The sequence below is a fragment of the Ekhidna sp. genome, assembly GCF_039960695.1.
Lineage (GTDB): Bacteria > Bacteroidota > Bacteroidia > Cytophagales > Cyclobacteriaceae > Ekhidna.
The window spans coordinates 554549-573577 of sequence record NZ_JBDVKP010000020.1 but is presented as its reverse complement, the minus strand read 5'-3'; the positions used below and the strand labels follow the sequence as shown (position 1 = coordinate 573577).

Sequence of the window (19029 nt, the reverse complement as noted above, 5' to 3'; positions counted from 1 at the left end):
GCAATAGCCATAGCTAATGCTGCCTTAGTTTGCCTTTATAATTCGCTTGTATGAGGTGGATTTACCAGTACTGATTTTAACAATGTAGATGCCTGATTTAAGTTGTCTTAAATCCATCCGAACCGATTCACCTGTCCCTGACTTGATGGCTTGTCCACGTAAATCAGTCAGATGAATGGTCATTTGCCCGTTCGCTCTGATATTTACAAAATCTACTGTTGGATTTGGATATACTTCTATTGCGATCTCATCTTCGAATCCTAGTGGTGCTTCTGTTACAGTAAATGTGAATGAGTCGCTAACCGTTCCTCCATTACCATCATCTGCAGTAACTGTAATTGTACTTTCACCTGGTCCAACTTCAGAGATCTGGATCTGATTGTTCGCTATTAGTGACGTTGTAACCACCGATTCATTGCCACTTGATACAGTGATTATAAGCTCATCACCATCTGGATCAGAGAATACGTTGGCATAACTAATCTGAGTAGACCCAAAGCCTTCCTCTCCGCTAAATCCATCAGGAAAAGAATTTGCAACAATTGGCGCTTCATTGACTTCTATGACAGTCACCTCAAAAGCGTCAGAGGTGGTTATGCCCGATCCATCATCTGCGGTTACAGTGATAGATGATGTACCAAATCCAACTTCTGTAATGGTAAGTGTCGCTCCGGAATTACTTACAGTAGCCACAGATGTATTGGAGCTTGAAACGGAATAGCTCAGCGCATCATTATCCTCATCCTCGAATACATTTGACAGATCAATCTCAAGAGTTATAAAACCTTCATTTAATGATTGATCAGCAAGTGGATTTACTACAACTATGCTTTCATTCTCGTCAGAGATGGAGATTGTAAATGCCTTTTGATATGTTCCACCATTTCCATCGTTCGTCTCGATGCGAACTGAATAACTAGACTGACTTTCAAAATCAAAGATTTCATTGGCTATCAGTTCATCCCCAGTAATGTTGAATGAAGCGTTATTGGTGTCTCCCGTTCCAGTGACTAAATCATAGGTAAAACTTTCACCAGCATCATCATCTGCTGAAGACATCAGACCAATCACGTCATTGATGGCATTGTTTTCTGTGATGGAATTTGTGCTCAGCATGATATCAGTTGGTGCCTCAGAAATGTCGTTAACTGAGACAGTAAGAATGAACGGTTCTGACTGGTCACCATCATCAGTCATTACACGTAGACTGTAGCTGTTCTGAGATTCATAATCAAAGATTTCTGTAGTGAGAAGCTGATCTCCTGAAATAGAGAAGGATCCATTGTCAACATCTCCTGATCCAGACACCAGGTCATATGTAAAACTGCCAGACAGATCTTCACCAAAAGTAGAGAGTGTCCCCACCACAGTTCCTACTGATAGATTTTCATCCACAAGGTTATTGCTAAGCGTAATGGAGGTAATCTGTTTTGGAAGATCATTTACAGTAATGGCGAACTCTTGCTCGAATGTTAGTCCACCCTGATCAGAGACAATAATCTCAAGGTTATAGGTGTTCTTTGTTTCAAAATCTAATATTTCAGCTGTGACCAGTTGATCACCATCAATAGCAAATGAGGCATTATCTGTATTTCCTTCTTTCAAGGAATAGGCGTAAACATCACTCTGATCTACATCTTCTGCAGTTAGCGAACCAACAGAGGTACCTATTGGATTACTTTCGTCTATTGTCGTGTTTGAAAGAAAAATGTTTGTTGGCGCTTCATTGACATCATTAAGCGTAATTGTAAACTCTTTCTCGAAAATCTCTCCGTCATTATCCTGAACAGAAATGTTAAATGTGAACGAATTCTTGGTTTCGAAATCCAATGGAATAAAATCTGTTGTGATCAGATTATTACCTGAGATGTCAAATGATTGCCAGTCATCACTTTCGAGTTCAGCGACTACATAGAAATTGAAACTTTCTTCAAAGTTGTCATCAAGAGTGGAAAGCGTGCCAACGATAGCGCCTGAAGAGCTTTTCTCATCTACGGAAGTAGAACTCAATAAGATATCTGTTGGAGTAGCGATTTCTTCCGTTACAGTTACTTCCATATCAGCTGTTCCACCATCTTCTGCTGTGATTGTATATGTTACCGATGATGTAAAGTCTTGTACCGCGCCACTAGCTGGTGAAACAGTTGCACCCTGAGATACAGTGATGTCAGGAGTAAGGGCACTAATGTCTGTCCCTGCCATCACTTCCATTGTGACCGTGCTGGATCCGTCATTATCAATTACTGCAGGCCCATTCTGCTCAGCAAGTTCGAAGGTAAGAATATCAGTACCTGTATAGGGCAAGAACTCAATGCTGAGCGTGGACACATAATTTGTAGCTGCGGCAACTGCACTCGATTCATAGGTGCTAAAGGCTGAATTAGCGAACGTAAACTGCAGCCCTGAAACATCATCCGCATCTCCATGACTACTCGCGACGCCCGAGAATGTCAAAGTAGCAGAATATCCATCAGCTTCAACAATTAATGATGGGGCAAGACCTGCTGGCAAATTGTTAATGCTATAATCAACGCCGTGAGTAAGAGTGCCACCAGCATTTGTAAATTGATCATCCGCAATAAAAATCGTAGCATCACCTTCTATAGTCCCATCATTACCTGCAGATTCAGTGAATCCACCCAGGTCGACATCATATTGGCTGACTATACCTGCATCATAGCCTACAACAAATATTTTGCCGCCGTTAGGAGATATTGTTACTCCCGTGGAATATTCATCCTGTCCTGTAAGGTCGAAAGAAACTCCATCGAAATCGGCACCAGCTGTTATGTCAAAGGGTACGTACAAACTATATCTTACCATCACACCATCGTCCCCAACCACAATAATATGTCTGCCGTCCTGGGAGATGGTCAAGCCTGAGCCACCGGAGGTTTCGTCTTCCACAAAGAATGGCGATCCATCGTAAGAAATGGTTGACAATTCAAATGGAGTGGATAAGCTAAACTGATAGATGTTATAGTTGTCCGATCCCAATATGTACATTTTTGTTCCATCTGAACTGAGCGTCAAACCATACGCAGACTGATCAATTGATTCAACACTGTAGCTAGAACTATGAGTAGCTGTCGAAAGATCAAAACCAATAGAAAGATTATACTGGACTATTTCGTAGTTATCCGATGAAACAATGAATAAGCGCGTACCATCTGGTGAAAAGGTTAAATCTTCCGGATAGCTAGCATTTGTTGAAATATCTAAAGAATTGGTAGTGTAGGCAAAAGTGCTTGACAAATCATATGGAGATGAAAGACTGTACTCGTATACCATGCTATTATCTCCACCTGAAATGAAGAATCGCGTGCCGTCATTGTTAAACGAAATGCCAGTGGCATATCCATCTTGAGCTAGAATATCTACTGTGTTTCCTGAAAAGGTTGTATTAGCCAAGTTGAGTGCATCACCGTAGTAAAGCGCTGGATTATTGTCTCTGAAATCGATTCCCAGAGAGCTTAGTGTTGCTGAAGCATTAGCAACCGCTGAGGCATCTCCACCTTCAAAAGCTGAGTTATTGAAGGTGAAAATCAAGCCTGCCACATCATCCGAATTTTGATGACTGGTTGAATTTCCGGTAAAGCTAAGACTGGCGTTTTGACCATTTGCATCTATGGAAAGTGATGGAGTTAACCCTGATGGCAAGTTGTTGATTGTGTAATCAACATTATGTGTTAATATACCATCTGCGTTGGTGAATAATTCGTCCGATAGATAAAGTGGAATTGAAGTGGAAGCGTCGATGCTTCCGTCATTGATTCCCGATTCCTTAAACTTACCCAACTCTATGTCGAACTCATAAATGCGGCCATTTGATGCTCCGAGCATGTACATTTTAGAACCGTCGGGGTTAAAAAGAACATCGTTGACACTTTGGTCAATATTCTGAACATAGATATCATCGATGTATGTCGTTTCCGATGTGATATCAAAAGGTATTTCTAGCTCAATAAGTCTTATTCTATCGGTTAAGCTGCCTGAAAAAATTAGCCATTTACCATTTTTTACCAATGCAATTCCATTTGGATTACCTCCGTAGCTTCCTATATTCAGATTACCATCAAAATCGACATTACCACTTACATCATAAGGTGTTTCAAGGCTATATTGATTGATCTGATCGTCGTTTGGATCTACTAGGTACATTTTACTACCGTCATCATTGAAGGTGATCGCTCCATGTACATCCCCATGTGCGCTTGGGTCGAAAGCTATAGTAAATGATGCGGTAGAAAGATCGAAAGGTGTGGTTAAACTATACTGATTTACCATTCCAACTGCTGTTCCAACAACGAACAAAGTAGTTCCGGTTGGATCAAGAATAAGCCCGGTTATTCTAGTTTCTTGTTCAGAGACGTCAAGGGAAATTTCATCATATGCGGCAGTAGATACATCAAATGCCACGGATAGTGAATACTGAAAAACAGACGCTTCATAATAACCAGCCATGTACATTTTTGTGCCATCGGTATTGAAAGTAATACCCAGTGGAAGCTGCTCTTCGTCTCCCATGTAAAAGCTGGTAGATTGTTCTGCGATAAATGGATCAAATCCATTTCCATAAATGACGGTTGCATTGTTGTCTCTGAAGTCAACGCCAGCTTTAAGACTGCCTGTTGGGTTCGTAACTCCGGAAGCATCATTATCCGAAAAAGCACCATCAAGGAACGTGATCTCCAGATCAGCCAGATCGTCAACATCCATATGGGAGTCTGCGTTTCCTGAGAACTCCAACGTAGCACTTTTTGCATTTGCATTGACAGATAGTGACGGTGTCAGACCTGATGGAACAACATTAAGAGTAAAGTCCGATCCAAGCGTAAGCATTCCTCCGGCATTGCTAAATGATCCTCCACTGATACTGGCTGATGCAAACCCACTGACCGAACCCTTGTTATTGCCAGCCTCTTTGAAGCCACTGCTCTCAATATTGTACTGCATGATATTATGATTCCAATAGTCTGCTACGTAAAAACTGGTGCCATCTCCATTTACAGCCAAGCCGAATGGTAAACCACCAGGCAGGTACGGTAAAGGAATAGAAATATCATCATAGAAAACTCCAGAAGATGTATTGTAAGCATTATCAAGGCTGTATTGCAATATGGCGTCTGTATTAGAATCAAGAATGTACATCTTGTGACCATCCTGACTGAATTCCAATCCTGCAGGATTACTTGTAGTAGCACCTAAAGAAAATGCACCGATAGAAGTTCTTGTTTGAATGTTGTAAGGCTCTGATAGTTCGAAGGTTGATACTTCTAAGCTGCTTGAGCCGGCTATAACGAACATTTTACTTCCGTTTGGACTAAATGCTAGCCCTCTTGGATTTGTGCCTGCAGATATACTCCCTTCATAAGTCCACCCGTCGGTAATATCAAAAGATGTATTAAGCGTGTATTCATGAACATTGTCTGAAGATTGGCCGATTACAAACATCTTGGAACCGTCGGCACTAAATGTAACATCTCGAGGCGATGTTTCTCCGGTTATGGCCAACCCTCCATCGGAAGTCACACCTCCTGAAAGTTGGTAAGGATGAGCCAGGCTATATTGATAGACCCGTTGTGTACTTCGTTGATCGATGTAGTACATTTTGGTTCCGTCATTGTTGAAGGTGATGCCATATGGTTCAGAAGTTCCGTGTGTATAAGAAGAACCATCAAATTGTATCCCGTATTCAATGTTGAAGTTGTTTCCGTAAGAGATTATCTTATTCTGTTCAAAATCAATTCCAGGGGAACTGCCAGAAGCGTCACTATTATAAATGAGGGAAGCGTCGTTACCTGTAAAAGCAGAATTTTCAAAGATGATTTCCAGACCGTGTAAATCATCACTATCCTGATGATCATTAGCATTTCCAGTAATTGTCAGTGTAGCTGATTGACCTCCTGAGGTAACAGCGATTGAAGGTGTAAGACCAGCAGGAAGATTGCTTATTGAATAGTCAGAACCTAAGGCCAGAGTGCTACCCTGATTGGTGAAAGTATCTTCAGAGATGCTTATAGTGGAAGAGCCATCAACAGTGCCATCGTTAGCAGCTGCTTCTGTGAATCCAGGGATGAGCATATCGTACTGACGAATTCGCTGATTTCCTGATGGCAGGCTAACTATAAAAAGGTGAGCATCGTCGTTGCTAATAGCAATACCTGAAGCGAAGCTTACAACTCCAGCTGATATTGAGTTATCGGTTACCCCGGAGGTTATTACATAAGGAGCTGTGAGATCATATTGATGAATTAGACTAGTTGATTGTTCTAAAACCAGCATGGTTTTACCATCTGCAGAAAAAACCATTTCTTCAGGAGTATAACCAACTGAATAAGACCCTTCATTGATTATGGTAGATGAAAGATCAAAACCAACGGAGAGTGAGTATTGAGATATTCCAGAACCAAATTTTACATACATCTTGGTTCCATCGTTGTTAAACTCAATGAAATTAGGATCACCTGATGGAAGGTCGTAACTCGTATTGAATGCGACAGTTGAAGTGATATCAAAAGCGCTTGTCAAATCATACTGGGTGATTTCATGACTACCGCCAGTACCAGTAACAAACATTTTAGTCCCATTGTTGCTGAAAGCAACTCCGTAAGCGCGCGGATTGCCAACGCTATATTGAGCTGCAACACTGTAAAAACCATCGTGTGAAACTCCACTGTTGGTGTTGAAAGGAGTGGTTAGGCTATATTGATTTACCTCATCCCCTGATTGTCCTGAAATAAACATTTTCAATCCATCTGGACTGAAAGTGATCCCTTCAGGGATCCCCTCTTCAGAGCCAATGGCTAGTGGCACTCCGCTATAGGACTGCAAATTGTTTAGATCGAAATCTCCTACATATGAGATTGATTGTGCGTTTGATCTGCTCATCATAATAAGCATAAATGCAAGCAGAAGTGTTTTTTTAACTAAGACATTTGTCATGGCATTGTGATTTTAGTTCGTACCCTTAGTCAGGCTATTCTTAGAATGTGAACATCATGTCATGATTTTTTTATTTTTATTTGGGATGTGTTCACAAAATCATGTTTTGACGACTAATCAGTGAAAGTCAGTTTTAGAAAGAGTGAGAAAGAAATAATTGCCGATATACGAAGAGGGAACTCCGCGTCAATGGAAAGCTTGTATCTACAGTATAGATCGGAGTTTGTAAACTGGAGCGTAGGGAAGTTTGGAATTACGGAAGACGATGCGCTTGATCATTATCAGGACACAATGACCATCTTCTTTGAGAAGGCAATGAATGGAAAAGTCACCGAAATTGGCAGTTCATTGAAGACATACATTTTTGGAATTGGTAAGAATCGAATCAGACAGCAGTTTGATGCTAAAAGTAGAGATGAGAAACATGAAGAAGGCTTGGCAGAACATTACCAATTTCTGGCCAATGATGAAGATGCATCAAAGGCTTATGAATTGGCAAGAAACCAAACCAGAGAACTGTTTGATTCGCTTGGCGAGACTTGTCGGAAAATTCTTAGGCTGTTTTATTTTGAAAAGAAATCTATGGGTGAGATAGCAAATGCTATGCAATATAAAAGCGAGGCTGTAACCAGGACAACTAAAAAAAGATGCCTGGAAAAACTTAGATCTCAAGTAAAAAAACCATTATCTGATGGATGAATTAAGGGATAAATATCTTCAGGGGAAACTTACTGAGGCAGAAGAAGAAGCTTTCTTAAAGAATCTTTCTGATGAGGAGAGAATGGAGTTGGCGTATGAGCTAGGAGTAAGAGATGAGACAACCTTACGAGAGATTCGTTCTCGTATACAAGGATTTAAGGATAAGAATGCCCACGTAAGAAAGATCAATCCAGCATACATCGGTATAGCGGCATCAATCTTTTTGGCAGCAACATTGGTTTTCTATTTCACAGGAAATCAGCAACCTCTTTTTGATCAGTATTATCAGGTGTATCCTAATTATGAGTTGACCACTGTAAGAAACGAGGAAAACCTCTCTAATCGACAATTGGCCTATGCAGCATATGATGTTGGAGATTATACCGTGGCGATTGCTGAATTCAATAAGCTAGACTCACTAGGTGCTCCAGATCATTTTTTTAGAGGTGTTTCTTATATCCAGATACAAAATTTTGAGGCTGCATTTATCGATTTCCAACAAGTAATTGTATTGGGAGATAAAAGCTATGAAAACGCTGCGATTTGGTATTCGGCTCTTATTCACATTAAACTGGAGAATAATGAAAAAGCCATTCCACTACTCGAAAAATTAGGTTCTGGTCAATCTGACTTTGCAGCCACTTCCAGAGAGCTTTTAGCCCAACTTTAAATACTTTTTTTCTTTCGTCGATATATGGTCAGAATCATCACTATTACTAACAGGGCAGGAATTAAGTACACAAGTAAATTTCTATCATCCTGAATTGGGCTGTTATCTCCTATTAATACAAATCCTCCCCAGTAAAAGGGGTGTCGAGCTTTCCCTTGCGCAGTGGCTAAATATGATTTGCGAGCATTGTTAAGTGCTACATCCTTGGTTTGGCCTTCTTTCAAGTTTTCATAAAAGTACTTCATCAACTCTGGTGTAGACTTATCAGATGCTGGCCAAAGGCTTACAACGGTTGAAGGCACTCCAGCATAGGCAAATGCACGAGAAAGTGACATTACACCTTCGCCTTTTTGTATTTTGCCAAAGCCCGTATTACAGGCACTTAAAGTAACCAAGCCAGCAGTAAGGTTCATGTTGTATATCTCATACGACTTTAGGTATCCATCATTAAGTGAGTCACCTTCAAGACTGAATATCAACTTGGAATTATTTGGATTTTCATCATCTATGATAGCATGTGTAGCCATGTGTAAAATTGAGAATTCACTTGATAGATTTTTAAACCGAGTTTCGGTGGCATCAAGCCCTATTATGGTGCGAGCAGACATAATCTTTGAGATATCTTCCACCTCTTTGGTAGCTCCGGGTAGTTTGGCAATTTCCGATCTTACCAGATCATCTGTCGGTATTTTTTCAGACTCAAAATGAGGAGTCATTGCCAGCATTTCATTTTTGGCTCGTTTGAAGTTATTTCTAAGAAAGGTCTCTGCTGAAAATTCATATCTCACATTTTGTTCTTCAAACAATGTTTTACTTGAAAATGTAAGCAACTCAAAAGGAACATAGTTTAATATATCATCAGGGATGATCAGAAGAGTTTCCTTTCGAATTTTGTTAAAAGAAGAATCCAATAAAGAACGAAACAATTTTTCGGAAAGCGATAGATAGGTGTCTGCAAGATTAGGATCACTTAGAGATGTTCTAAAGGCCAGGATATCCTCCCTGATCTGATCATTCCAGGGAATAGTTTTTAGGACCCTTTCGACACCATTACTACCTAATGTCAATAGTTGATTATCTGTTGCATAATAGGAGATCATTGCAGTGTTTTCGTCGCGTAGACGATCTTCAAGATCACGTAGATTAAAAGCATTGATATTGTATTTGTAGTGGAAATAATTTGGTACTATCTCAGCAATTTTCTGTTTGAGCTTATCATATTCTGACTTGACATTGTCGTATGCTGTTCGTAGTTCAAGACCTTTTTTAGGCGATAAATCCTCACTACTATTATCTATCTCATATTTCAACGTTAAAATCTCATTGAGAAGAATATCTCGTTCTTTTTCCAGTGCACTTGGAATGTTTGCGGCTTCCAAGGCATCGGCTTTTCTAATGTAATTTTTAAGATCGAAGGATCTGTCATTTTCAGTTAATCGAAGTGTCAATTCAAAGTATATTGGATCGTTGGTCTTTTGGTATAATGACACACAAAGTTTTGTTGCATTATTGTAAAATGAGTTAGGCTCATACACTTGACCCAGATCACTTTCCAGGTTTGATTTTACTCCACTTACAAACTGCTGCGCCTCTCTGATCATCGCGATTGCACTTTTGGGAACAGCGCCACCATTTTGAATCCTTTTATCTAAAAGCGTCATCTCTAAAGCATACATATCGATCGTCAGCTGTGTATAGATGTGAGTTGAATCTTTTCTCAAGTTTGCCGTTCGTGCGCTATCCAGATAAATATCTGATTGATCAAAATTACCCTTCTTCATTTCGAGCAAGGCTATTGAGTGATAATTTTGACTGAGTTCAAAACTCCGTTCCGGAAAAATTGCTTTTCCGAGACGAAGCGCTTTTTGAGACATTTCCACAGCTTCATCAAAGCGCTTCATTTCACTTAAACAACCAACAAGATTGATCGCTATAGCATTTAAGAAATAGTCATCTGTTTCTGATTCAAATGCCTGATTGGCAAGCCTGAAATTTTCTTCGGAAGCTGCTAGATCACCTGTTATTGCTAATATCCTTGCTTTTACGGCATATAGTTTGAATAAATCTAACTTCAAATGCTCTCTTATTTTATAAACTTTCATTGCCTTTTCGACATGAAAAAGAGCCGCATCCCACTGTTCCAGCTCGGAATAAATTTGATGTAAATTATCATGGATAAGCGCATACCGATCGGATGTGGAGTCCTTATATGATTTAGCAATAAACAATGCCTTATTGTATAACTCCAGGCCTTCCAAGTGATTGGAACTATGAAATGCAAGACTTCCCAATCCAAGTAATGGCCACATCAAACTGTAATGCCCTTCACCATATTCCTCTACAAGAAAATCATAGTGTTTTGTGTTGTATTTCTTGAAATTCGGAAAATGCCCAATTCTTCCATAATAGTCTCCAACACCGCTATATGCGTTGCCAATGGCATGAATAATTTCATTGTTTCTCACTGTATCGCTGCGCAAAGAGTCTGCACCGTTGAGTGCTTTCTCTGAAAAATGTACTGCAGAATCAAATTTTCCAACCTGAACATAATTATATACGACTAAGCCATATGCAGTAGTCGCCTTTGCCAATCCATTTTCTTCCAGTCTGCATGTCCTAAGTAGTTCCTTTAGCACACTATTTGCCGGGTCATATTCTTTGTTATAGAGGTAAGAATAGCCTAAAGCAAGTAACGCCTCATGTCTCAAAGTAGGATCGTCATTTTGCTTCATCAACTGATTCCCGATCTCAATTGCCTCGTTTAAAGACAGAATCGATTGGGTCATATTGCCAAGATATCTTTCGCTTAAACCGATCTTGTAAAGACTCTTTCCATACCCCTTTAAACTCACACCTTTAAATTGATCTTTAGCTAACTTGAAAAACATGAGTGCCGAATCCACTTTATTCCTATCTGTTGTATAATACCGATCACCGATTTCGTAATTTTTTGCAGCTTTGATGCTATCTAAGTTCGGGTTCTGAAAGAAGGCATAGGATGTCAATTGAAAGAAAAATCCTATCAGTAACATTGTGCCTTTAAATGTGAGAGTGGTGGATTTCATCCAACCAAGTTAACCAACCCAGGAAAGACTATCAATAGTATTAAAAACAGCAACTGAATAATAACAAAGGGAACTATCCCCTGATAAATATGACGCGTCTTGACCTCAGGAGGTGCAACTCCCTTTAGATAGAATAGTGCAAATCCGAAAGGAGGAGTCAGGAATGAGGTCTGTAAATTGACGGCCAATAAGATTCCGATCCAGACCAAATCGACCCCAAGCGAGACAAAGATTGGTGCAACCACCGGCACAATGATGAATACAATTTCGATAAAATCAATGAAGAAGCCAGAAATGAATACAATGATCATCACCACTATAAGAAAAGTAGTAGCATCCATATTTGCACTTTGAATCAGATTGAGAAGAAACTTGTCACCTTCTAAGCCTCTAAATACCAGTGAGAATGCCGTAGCGCCCACAAGGATCATAAACACCATGGAGGTAAGCATGGTAGTTTCCTTCATCACGTCTTTGAGCATGGAAAGGTCAAATTTCTTACTAGCTATTGCGAGAATCATTGCGCCAAAAGCACCCACACCAGCTGCTTCTGTAGGCGACGCTATACCGGCAAATATCGATCCCAGCACGATCAAAATGAGGATTAAGGGAAACACGAATGATTTTACTACTTCCATCGTAAACCCCTTACTTCTAAATTCACTCAATTGCTCTTTTGAAACTTTGGGAACTCTACCCGGATAGATCTGACCGTAAACTATAATGTAAAGGAGATAGATAATCACAAGGCAAAAACCCGGCAAAACCGCACCTAAAAAAAGATCTCCTACTGACACATTAAGCACACTTCCAAGGAGTACCAAAACAACCGATGGCGGAATGATTTGCCCAAGCGTGCCGGATGATGCAATAACACCGGTGCTTATCCTGGGGCCGTATCCATTTTTCAGCATGGTAGGTAAGCTGATCAGACCCATTGTTACAACAGTTGCTCCTACAATCCCGGTAGAAGCCGCAAGCATTGCACCTACAACTACCACAGCAATGGCCAGCCCACCGCGGATGTTTCCAAAAAGCATACTCATAGTGTGAAGGAGACGCTCAGCTATGCCAGACTTCTCCAACATGATGCCCATAAAGATGAAGAGCGGAACAGCTAACAAAACAAAGTTTTGCATGGTACCATATACACGCAGGGAGAGTAGATAAAAGAAGTCCATGTCAAATACCAACAAACCAACAACGACAGATATTCCGCCAAGAGTAAAAGCCACCGGATAGCCAAAAAGGATGAGGAGAAATATCGCTCCGAATAATATCAGCGGTAAATATTCAATCACGGTTTATCATAGATAAAATAGATATTACTAATTGTTTGAAGCGAATAATCTTTTCTTTGAACAATGTTTTTTGCAATAGGCTTCATGTTTGAAGTATCAATCCCAATTTTCAAAAAGTGCGCTCCTCGACTGAAAGTGTCTAGGTCAATAAATGTTGTAAAGCCAAACCGATAGGTTGTAGGATGCTGAGTTTTAAACCAGCTTAGGTTTTCAATTTCAATACTATCAATTTTGACAATAAGTCGACTTTTAAAATACTGCGTAATACTGTCGGAGGGAAGCTTATCCCACATACCTTTTTCTATCTTTTTTCTTCCTTCAAACATATATATCGCATCAAATGAACTTAGATCCTTAAGGAATACCTTTAATGTATTGTCATGAATGATATCTGACTGGATGGTACTTACTATGTAATCTTTTTCATTCCTCGTATTCTCATAATTAACACTAGAATAATCTCCTGAAGCCATGCGCTTGTAGTAGCTGTTTCTAACATTATCATCACTTAAATCATTGATGTACATATACCCTGCTGTCACGCCTAAAACAATAAATGGGATGAGGTATGATTTCCAGCCTTTGGTATTTGAAATTAGTACGAGTAGTGATCTTCTATATAGAAATGAAAGGGTTACAATCCGGAAAAAACGAGCTACCCAATAGTACCAATCAGCTGACCAGTTTTTTCTTCGAAAAATACCGTTAGTGATAAAATCGATAAAAACTAGAATGCATAAGAAGCAATAGAAAAGAATTATCATTCCAGCTGCGCCGGCAAAATAAGGATAATTTTCCATGGCTGGAGTGATCAATTCCACAAAGCCTAAAAACGTAAACAAAAGGGTACCAAAGCCAACTAAAGTCCCAAAAAATATGAATGAAATTCCATAAATGATAGATGATAATTCTTCTAGCCTTAGAACCATTTTCACTAAGGATCCCGTGGAGTTTAATTCCTTTTTAAAATTTCCTTTGAATTTCAGAGATTCCTGATCCACTCCACCTGGAAAGACATAGCTAAGCCCTACCGAAGCAACCCAAATCCCTCGTACGAGAATATGGAGAATGTAGCCAAAACTGAGAAGCTGAATGGCATCAACCAAAAGGTTAATCAGACTATGCATTCTACTACCTCTCTCAAAATATTGAAGGGAGGATAAGCTCAGGTAATCTGGAATTTGAAATAATGCATACAGCACCAATGCTGAAATAAGAAGTTCTGCCTCCCAGCTATTCAGTTGGATTGTCTTCAGCCATTGAGGGGTTTGTTCCCCTTTTGATTCTTTTTTCTTCTTAATTTCTTCCATAGGAAATGGTGGTTATTGATTTGATGATTGATGAAATACCCTGAAGTCCAAGCAGAAAAAATCCAATCGGAATAGTTGATTTAATAATCCACCGAGCAGGCAAGCCACCAGGTTGTGGGCTAGTTTCTCCCAACTGATATGAGTTCTGTACAAATGACAATGACTCCCAAAATGCAACAGCGCAAAATGGAAGTAAAAGAAAAACAGAACCGGTAAGATTAACCCAGGCCTTCGTCTTATCAGAAAATCGATCGTAAAATACATCAACCCTGACGTGCTTATCTTCTTTAAGTGTATATGCAGCTCCTAATAGAAAGATGCCGGCAAAAAGATGCCATTCTAATTCGAAGGAAGCTGCTGAGGTGATGCTAAATGTGTATCGCAGGATGACATCAATAACTATCACCAAAACTAAAATTAGAGTTAGCCATGAAGTAGCCTTCCCAACAGCACTATTCAGTTTATCAATTAGGGTCACCAGACGAAAATAGCGAACCTTTCCGATCCTACCCAGTTTTCAGCTAATCACTCTCTACTTTTAAAATGTGGTTCACTCTGGTATGTCCACCAAACGTATACCACATTTTAATACTTAAATACCTCTTATCACTCTTCTTTGCAAGTCAATTCAAGACTTGACGATATGGACAACTTGATAATTACACTTATTCTTTTCGGTGCTGCAATACTCTTTCTTGCCATTCTAAAGACCCGAGACATATTTCAATTATTACAGCATGACAATTTTCGCAAAGGGTGGCGTAAGCTTGTCGTGCTCATGTCCTTCTTTGAATTGGGTTATTTCGGGATGGTGTACGTTATCGTGGGGGACCACCATCAAGCATTACCAATCCTAACTGGTGTCATATTTCTTATGGGATCAGTGTTTGTATTTATCGTGGTGTCTATGGGTGCTAAAACATGCCAGCTTTTGAAAGACTCAAACGAAGCTTTAGAAGAGCAAATGAAAATCTTAAAGACAAGAAATGACCAGCTAGTTCAATTCAATTATGCAACGACACATGATCTGCGCGAGCCGATTAATACGGTACTTGGGTGCTCCACGTTACTAGAATCTGATTATTTGCAGGTACTGGATGAGGATGGTCAAAAACTAGTACAGTTTACCAAGAAGGCGGCCTATCGCATGTCGGAGCTCGTGTCAGCACTTTCGGAATATTTAAGCATTGGACTTGAATTTAAACGAGAACACGTAGATGTGAAAAATCTTGTTCATGAAGTAATTGACTCTATGAATGGCTCTGTGTCTAATTCGCGGGCTACAATAGAGGTTGGACCAATGCCGGATTTGAATGCAAACAAAATGGAACTCAAGCGTGTATTTCAAAATTTGATCGGCAATTCCATTAAATACAAGCGTAAAAATGTGGCTCCGCAAATTTGCGTATCGGCTCAAAAGAGAAAGGGAAATTGGCTGTTTGCAGTTAAAGACAATGGGATAGGAATTTCCAAGAAAGACATTCCTCGCGCATTTCAATTGTTCAGACAGCTCCATTCCAAGGATGAATACGATGGAATGGGGTTGGGACTATCCATTGCACGAAGGGTAATCGAATTGCATGGAGGTCAAATTTGGCTGGAGTCAACTGTAGATGAGGGAACCACTTTCTTTTTCACCTTAAGTGAAAATTAAAACTGGAAGGTATCAAACGGCAACCATTCTTTAAGTCTAATTACTTCCTACCTTTGCAGGATGAAGGACATTCGGAAAGAAACGTTGGAGGGATTGATGGCCTGGTTTGAAGCAAATGACGAAAAGAAATTTCGCGCCAAGCAAGTTTGGGAATGGTTGTGGGCAAAATCTGCCAAGACCTTTGACGAAATGTCTAATATTTCTAAACCTCTCCGAGACAAACTCAAGGAAGAATTTGCGATTAATCACATCTCAATTGACAACTCTCAACTTTCGAATGACGGTACCATAAAATCAGCCTTCAGGTTGCACGACAAGCACTTGATAGAAGGGGTGCTGATACCTGCTGATGAGCGGATGACCGCTTGTGTTTCTTCACAGGTTGGATGCTCACTTAGCTGTAAATTCTGCGCCACTGGATATATGAAACGTGAAAGAAACCTTGACGCTGGCGAAATCTATGATCAGGTGGTAGCCATTCGTGATCAAGCTGAGGAACATTATCAAAAACCACTTTCCAACATTGTATTTATGGGGATGGGCGAACCCTTGCTCAACTATAAAGGTATGATGGAAGGAATCGACCGGATCACTTCTGAAGACGGGCTGAATATGTCGCCAAAACGTATCACGGTTTCTACAGCAGGTATTGCTAAGATGATCACAAAGATGGCAGACGATGAGGTGAAGTTCAACTTGGCGTTATCGCTTCATGCGGCTGACGACAAAAAGCGCGACACAATCATGCCAATCAACGAAACGAATACTTTGGATGCACTGCTTAAGTCACTCCAATATTTTTATGACAAAACAGGCAATCGAATTACGTTTGAATACATCCTTTTTTACGATTTCAATGACTCCATTGAAGATGCGGAGAAGCTGCTTAAATACGCACGAAAAGTCTCTGGTGTCAGAATCAATATCATTGAGTACAATCCAATATCTGAAGCTTCTTTCGCTAAAGCAGATCCGGATACAATTGACAGGTTTGCTAATCACCTCATAAAAGGCGGAATACATACCAGTGTAAGGAGAAGTAGAGGTAAAGACATTGATGCCGCTTGCGGCCAGTTGGCGAATAAATCAAAAGTAGCATAGCGCTGCTAATTATATCTTAAGCTTTGTTATCGCGTAAATGTCTTTAACCATTCGCATGTCATTCGATTTTATTATTTTTGTGGGCTTTTAATTTTTTTTCGAATGCGAATCAGAGTTCTCTTTCTTCTCTCAATAATAATTTTCTCAGCGGCTCCAAAAGAGCGATTTTTCTACAGTCAGCAAGTAGTGGCAACCATTGAGGACGGGAGATTAATAGAAGCGTCTGGCATTGAAGAATCTTACCTAAATCCCGGTTACTTCTGGACACACAACGATAGTGGTTCTGAGCCTATATTATACCTCATCAATGACAAGGCACAAATTATCATGGAAGTCGATCTTCAGGGAGTAAACAATCGTGATTGGGAAGAGATCGTGACAGCAAAACAGGGCGATGATGCGTTTATTTATGTAGGAGAAATTGGAGATAACAAAGCGGTTCATGAAGATGTAAAGATCTTCAGGCTTCCAGAACCGATCTTCGAAGGGAAAAGGAAGATTACGATAGATATCTCCAAAATTGATATTATGTCATTCACCTATGCAGAAGGAGCAAGGGACGCAGAAGCGGTTCTTTACGATCACACCCAAAAAGAATTCGTTCTTGTGACTAAGAGGGAAGACAATGCATTGGTATATGCTTTTCCGTTTGAACCAAATAAAGAGGCAGTTGCAATTAAATCTAAGGGTACAATCCCTGCAAAGCTTTTCACTGCCGCAGATATGAACGAACAGGGAGAAATTCTACTTAAACACTATGGTGCTATCTACTATTGGGGGCCATCAAACCAATCGGCCGTTGATCGAATTTTAGCATGGGATGCAATTATGGTAGACTACATCCCCGAACCACAAGGCGAAGCTATCTGCTGGAGCAACGGTGATTTTTATACCATCAGTGAGAAAAATATTGGGAAGCCTCAAGAAATGCTCTTCTTCAAGCGCATGCGTTAATTCGCTACTACTTCCTGACAGTTACCAGAAACACATTCCACTTCTGTCTTGGTCACAATGGAGCAATCCGAATAAACTCCTGTCTCTTCGTTATACTGTGCATTCAGATTGTTGTATTGAGCCACCAGTTCATTAAATTTTTGAAGATCCATATTCGTTGAGTGAATAAGATATTTGATTGGGCCACCACATGCCTTTGCACCATAGGCAGTAGACATGCATTGACTAGTAGTGGAGCATGAGGTGGAGATCAGCGCCTCTATTTGATCATTGATGGCCGACATTTGTGACAATAAATCGTCTGGAGTTGTTGGTGTATTTTCTTCTTTGCAAGCAAACAAGAAACAAAGGCTGATAATCATTACATACTTGCTCATGATGGATCTATTTTAAAGAAACCAAAGCAAAATTCATGCTATTTCTTGCTGGCGTTAAAGAGCTTCTGCTTTTCATCCTTGCTCAAACTTTCATATCCTTTCTCAGATATTTTGTCAAGAATAGCATCTATCTCAGCCTGAGGTGTACTGCTGGCGTCATTGGATTTCGACTTTGTGGCTTTTGTCGTTGGTCTTCTATTTCCAGAACGATGAGTAACCTTGATTTTTGGTTGCGGCTTAAACATACTCTTGATGAAGGAAATAACGGAGATAACCCAACCACCAAGGTCGGTACCTTTGTTGAGTTGAGTGATGTAAAGCCAGCCAACCAACGCTCCACCTAAATGAGCAATTTCGCCGCCAGCATTGGAGCCTGTTGACCCGACAAAAGACAAGAACACATAGAAAATGGCGATGTACTTAATTTTTACAGGCCCAATGAAAATTAGAAAGAAAGTATAGTTAGGCATAAATACAGCTGCGCCAACTACTATCGCAAAAACGCCAGCCGAGGCACCAAGCATCATGGATTCCGCGACTCGGTCAGAATAGAATGGAATAAAATTGTAAATAAACATGTACAGAAGGCCGCCTGCCAACCCGCCTAAAACATATAATGCTATTACTCTTTTGCTATTTAGAAATTCCTGAATGATCCGTCCAAACCAGAAAAGGAAGAGCATATTGAAAAGAACATGAAAGAAATCGTAATGCGTAAAGAAGTATGTTACTATCGACCAGGGTTGAAGTAAGAAAGTCCCCAAATCTGCCGGAAGTTGAAGTTTTCGGAATATCCAGAAAAAAGTATCAGTTGCATTACTTAAATCAAAAAATACTTTAAAGATTCGAGCGGCAGCAAAAACAATAAGGTTGATCAAAATAAGTTGAACAACTGAATTGTTTGGCTTGCTCCAGGCGTTAGTAAATTCTTGTTTTATTCCTCCGTTCATTCT

12 protein-coding genes are annotated in these 19029 nt (G+C 40.0%); 5 read left to right on the top strand and 7 right to left on the bottom strand.

The window, feature by feature from the left end:
* Positions 1–24: 24 nt before the first annotated feature.
* The gene (locus ABJG98_RS18830) at positions 25–6945 is read right to left on the bottom strand and encodes a cadherin domain-containing protein (protein ID WP_348281106.1); all 6921 of its coding nucleotides are present in this window, start codon (positions 6943–6945) and stop codon (positions 25–27) included.
* A 120-nt stretch (positions 6946–7065) separates the two neighbouring features.
* Between ABJG98_RS18830 and ABJG98_RS18825 the strand changes: the two genes are divergently transcribed.
* The gene (locus ABJG98_RS18825; RefSeq protein WP_348281105.1) at positions 7066–7644 is read left to right on the top strand and encodes a sigma-70 family RNA polymerase sigma factor; all 579 of its coding nucleotides are present in this window, start codon (positions 7066–7068) and stop codon (positions 7642–7644) included.
* A complete protein-coding gene (locus tag ABJG98_RS18820; RefSeq protein ID WP_348281104.1) occupies positions 7637–8314 on the top strand; it encodes a hypothetical protein in 678 nt (225 codons plus the stop codon). The genes ABJG98_RS18825 and ABJG98_RS18820 overlap by 8 nt, the downstream gene beginning before the upstream one ends.
* Here ABJG98_RS18820 and ABJG98_RS18815 read toward each other — a convergent pair.
* The 4 genes from ABJG98_RS18815 to ABJG98_RS18800 are packed head-to-tail and all read right to left on the bottom strand — an operon-like array spanning position 8311 to position 14396.
* Entirely contained in the window at positions 8311–11379 is a 3069-nt protein-coding gene (locus ABJG98_RS18815; RefSeq protein WP_348281103.1) for a CHAT domain-containing tetratricopeptide repeat protein, read from the bottom strand. The genes ABJG98_RS18820 and ABJG98_RS18815 overlap by 4 nt on opposite strands.
* Positions 11376–12680 (bottom strand): TRAP transporter large permease subunit, encoded by a 1305-nt coding sequence (locus tag ABJG98_RS18810; protein ID WP_348281102.1) that lies wholly within the window; start codon positions 12678–12680, stop codon positions 11376–11378. Before ABJG98_RS18810 ends, ABJG98_RS18815 begins: the two co-directional genes overlap by 4 nt.
* Positions 12677–13990, bottom strand: coding sequence for a hypothetical protein (locus tag ABJG98_RS18805; RefSeq protein WP_348281101.1), 1314 nt, complete (start codon positions 13988–13990; stop codon positions 12677–12679). Before ABJG98_RS18805 ends, ABJG98_RS18810 begins: the two co-directional genes overlap by 4 nt.
* Positions 13977–14396 carry a TRAP transporter small permease subunit gene (locus ABJG98_RS18800; RefSeq protein ID WP_348281100.1) on the bottom strand — a complete coding sequence of 140 codons (420 nt, stop codon included), beginning with the start codon at positions 14394–14396 and terminating at the stop codon, positions 13977–13979. Before ABJG98_RS18800 ends, ABJG98_RS18805 begins: the two co-directional genes overlap by 14 nt.
* Positions 14397–14633: 237 nt before the next feature.
* Between ABJG98_RS18800 and ABJG98_RS18795 the strand changes: the two genes are divergently transcribed.
* The 3 genes from ABJG98_RS18795 (at position 14634) to ABJG98_RS18785 (ending at position 17699) form a co-directional block, all read left to right on the top strand.
* A complete protein-coding gene (locus ABJG98_RS18795) occupies positions 14634–15644 on the top strand; it encodes an ATP-binding protein (RefSeq protein WP_348281099.1) in 1011 nt (336 codons plus the stop codon).
* Between the two features lie 60 nt (positions 15645–15704).
* Complete coding sequence (gene rlmN, locus ABJG98_RS18790; protein ID WP_348281098.1) at positions 15705–16745, top strand: 23S rRNA (adenine(2503)-C(2))-methyltransferase RlmN; 1041 nt, start codon at positions 15705–15707, stop codon at positions 16743–16745.
* Positions 16746–16847: 102 nt separating this feature from the next.
* Positions 16848–17699 (top strand): hypothetical protein, encoded by an 852-nt coding sequence (locus ABJG98_RS18785; RefSeq protein ID WP_348281097.1) that lies wholly within the window; start codon positions 16848–16850, stop codon positions 17697–17699.
* Here the strand turns inward: ABJG98_RS18785 and ABJG98_RS18780 are convergent.
* Together ABJG98_RS18780 and ABJG98_RS18775 are read right to left on the bottom strand one after the other, a co-directional pair.
* Positions 17696–18076 (bottom strand): hypothetical protein, encoded by a 381-nt coding sequence (locus ABJG98_RS18780; protein WP_348281096.1) that lies wholly within the window; start codon positions 18074–18076, stop codon positions 17696–17698. The two genes, ABJG98_RS18785 and ABJG98_RS18780, sit on opposite strands and share 4 nt — an antisense overlap.
* Before the next feature lie 38 nt (positions 18077–18114).
* The gene (locus tag ABJG98_RS18775) at positions 18115–19026 is read right to left on the bottom strand and encodes a rhomboid family intramembrane serine protease (RefSeq protein WP_348281095.1); all 912 of its coding nucleotides are present in this window, start codon (positions 19024–19026) and stop codon (positions 18115–18117) included.
* Positions 19027–19029 lie beyond the last annotated feature (3 nt).

Coding starts and splice junctions, on each gene's coding strand:
- ABJG98_RS18830 (WP_348281106.1), bottom strand. CDS start 6,945: ATGACAAATGTCTTAGTTAAAAAAACACTTCTGCTTGCATTTATGCTT.
- ABJG98_RS18820 (WP_348281104.1), top strand. CDS start 7,637: ATGGATGAATTAAGGGATAAATATCTTCAGGGGAAACTTACTGAGGCA.
- ABJG98_RS18815 (WP_348281103.1), bottom strand. CDS start 11,379: ATGAAATCCACCACTCTCACATTTAAAGGCACAATGTTACTGATAGGA.
- ABJG98_RS18805 (WP_348281101.1), bottom strand. CDS start 13,990: ATGGAAGAAATTAAGAAGAAAAAAGAATCAAAAGGGGAACAAACCCCT.
- ABJG98_RS18795 (WP_348281099.1), top strand. CDS start 14,634: ATGGACAACTTGATAATTACACTTATTCTTTTCGGTGCTGCAATACTC.
- rlmN (WP_348281098.1), top strand. CDS start 15,705: ATGAAGGACATTCGGAAAGAAACGTTGGAGGGATTGATGGCCTGGTTT.
- ABJG98_RS18785 (WP_348281097.1), top strand. CDS start 16,848: ATGCGAATCAGAGTTCTCTTTCTTCTCTCAATAATAATTTTCTCAGCG.
- ABJG98_RS18780 (WP_348281096.1), bottom strand. CDS start 18,076: ATGAGCAAGTATGTAATGATTATCAGCCTTTGTTTCTTGTTTGCTTGC.
- ABJG98_RS18775 (WP_348281095.1), bottom strand. CDS start 19,026: ATGAACGGAGGAATAAAACAAGAATTTACTAACGCCTGGAGCAAGCCA.